The sequence below is a fragment of the Vulcaniibacterium tengchongense genome, from assembly GCF_003814555.1.
Classification (GTDB): domain Bacteria; phylum Pseudomonadota; class Gammaproteobacteria; order Xanthomonadales; family Xanthomonadaceae; genus Vulcaniibacterium; species Vulcaniibacterium tengchongense.
The window spans coordinates 1-2,500 of record NZ_RKQN01000011.1 but is presented as its reverse complement, the minus strand read 5'-3'; the positions used below and the strand labels follow the sequence as shown (position 1 = coordinate 2,500).

Genomic DNA, 2,500 nt, shown 5'->3' with positions numbered 1-2,500 from the left:
CGGGTGCTAACGTCCGTCGTGAAAAGGGAAACAACCCAGACCCACAGCTAAGGTCCCAAATTTCGTGCTAAGTGGAAAACGATGTGGGAAGGCACAGACAGCCAGGAGGTTGGCTTAGAAGCAGCCACCCTTTAAAGAAAGCGTAATAGCTCACTGGTCGAGTCGGCCTGCGCGGAAGATTTAACGGGGCTAAGCACGGAACCGAAGCTTGGGGTGCATGCTTTGCATGCGCGGTAGAGGAGCGTTCCGTACGCCTGCGAAGGTGGATCGAGAGGTCCGCTGGAGGTATCGGAAGTGCGAATGCTGACATGAGTAACGATAATGCGGGTGAAAACCCCGCACGCCGAAAGCCCAAGGTTTCCTTGCGCAACGTCAATCGGCGCAGGGTGAGTCGGCCCCTAAGGCGAGGCTGAAAAGCGTAGTCGATGGGAAGCTGGTTAATATTCCAGCACCTCGCGTAAGTGCGATGGAGGGACGGAGAAGGGTAGGTGTACCGGGCGTTGGTTGTCCCGGGGAAAGGCGGTAGGCGGTGACCTTAGGCAAATCCGGGGTCACATACGCCGAGCACCGAGACGAGCCCATTCGGGCGAAGTCACTGATCCCACGCTTCCAGGAAAAGCTCCTAAGCTTCAGCTTACGCAGACCGTACCGTAAACCGACACAGGTGGGCAGGATGAGAATTCTCAGGCGCTTGAGAGAACTCGGGTGAAGGAACTAGGCAACATGGCACCGTAACTTCGGGAGAAGGTGCGCCCTTTCTGGTGGCTCCGTGCGGAGCTGGGCTGGGAAGGGCCGCAGTGACCAGGCCGCTGCGACTGTTTATCAAAAACACAGCACTCTGCAAACACGAAAGTGGACGTATAGGGTGTGACGCCTGCCCGGTGCCGGAAGGTTAATTGATGGGGTCAGCCGCAAGGCGAAGCTCTTGATCGAAGCCCCGGTAAACGGCGGCCGTAACTATAACGGTCCTAAGGTAGCGAAATTCCTTGTCGGGTAAGTTCCGACCTGCACGAATGGCGTAACGACAGCGGCGCTGTCTCCACCCGAGACTCAGTGAAATTGAAATCGCTGTGAAGATGCAGCGTTCCCGCGGCAAGACGGAAAGACCCCGTGAACCTTTACTACAGCTTTACACTGAACGTTGAGTTCGTCTGTGTAGGATAGGTGGGAGGCTACGAAGCGCAGGCGCCAGCTTGCGTGGAGCCAACCTTGAAATACCACCCTGATGTGCTTGACGTTCTAACCTGGGCCCGTGATCCGGGTCGGGGACCGTGTATGGTGGGTAGTTTGACTGGGGCGGTCTCCTCCCAAAGCGTAACGGAGGAGCACGAAGGTACGCTCAGCGCGGTCGGACATCGCGCACTGTGTGCAAAGGCATAAGCGTGCTTGACTGCAAGATCGACGGATCAAGCAGGTACGAAAGTAGGTCTTAGTGATCCGGTGGTTCTGTATGGAAGGGCCATCGCTCAACGGATAAAAGGTACTCCGGGGATAACAGGCTGATACCGCCCAAGAGTTCATATCGACGGCGGTGTTTGGCACCTCGATGTCGGCTCATCACATCCTGGGGCTGTAGTCGGTCCCAAGGGTATGGCTGTTCGCCATTTAAAGTGGTACGCGAGCTGGGTTCAGAACGTCGTGAGACAGTTCGGTCCCTATCTGTCGTGGGCGTTGGAGATTTGAGAGGGGCTGCTCCTAGTACGAGAGGACCGGAGTGGACGAACCTCTGGTGTGCCGGTTGTCCTGCCAAGGGCATTGCCGGGTAGCTATGTTCGGAAGCGATAACCGCTGAAAGCATCTAAGCGGGAAGCGCGCCTCAAGATGAGATCTCCCGGGAGCTCGACTCCCCTGAAGGAACCATCAAGACCAGGTGGTGGATAGGCAGGGTGTGTAAGCGCAGCAATGCGTTGAGCTAACCTGTACTAATGATCCGTGCGGCTTGACCATATAACCTCAAGTGGCTTCGGGCCTGAAACCCGAACCCCTTAGCCCTCGACACACGTCGGGCATTCACTCCAACCTCGCTACTTCCCACCCCATGAGAGCGTGTGCGCGACGCAGTCCCGGCCCCGCCGCCTGCCCCCGCGACCCTCCACCCTCTCCCTGGTGACCATAGCTGTGTGGAACCACCCGATCCCATTCCGAACTCGGAAGTGAAACGCACACGCGCCGATGGTAGTGTGGCTCAAGCCATGCAAGAGTAGGTCATCGCCAGGGGCTTTACCCCGAAGGCCGGTTCCGCAAGGAGCCGGCCTTCTTCTTTTGGCCTGCCCACGCCGCCGGGCACCGCCTGCGACTGGCCCCGACAGCACCGGCTGCCTGGCGCGCGGCGGCAAGGCGGCATCGCCGTTCCGCGTCGCGGCGGACGGCGCGAACGGAGCTTGCGGGAGCGCGTTCCCAGCGGGCGGGAAACGGTTGCGCGGGTTTCCTAGGCCAGGCGGCCGTTCGCGGGCGTTTTCCGCGCGTCGGGACCGCCGGCGCCGGATCGCTCCGCGCCCGG

The 2,500-nt window shown here is 59.6% G+C and carries 2 rRNA genes (1 of these 2 cut by a window edge); both read left to right on the top strand.

The features are described from left to right. Positions 1–1,947, top strand: a 23S ribosomal RNA gene (locus tag EDC50_RS16160) (it extends 931 nt beyond the left edge of the window). 155 nt (positions 1,948–2,102) lie between these two features. After that, positions 2,103–2,217: ribosomal RNA gene (gene rrf, locus EDC50_RS16155) — 5S ribosomal RNA — on the top strand. Positions 2,218–2,500: the final 283 nt, after the last annotated feature.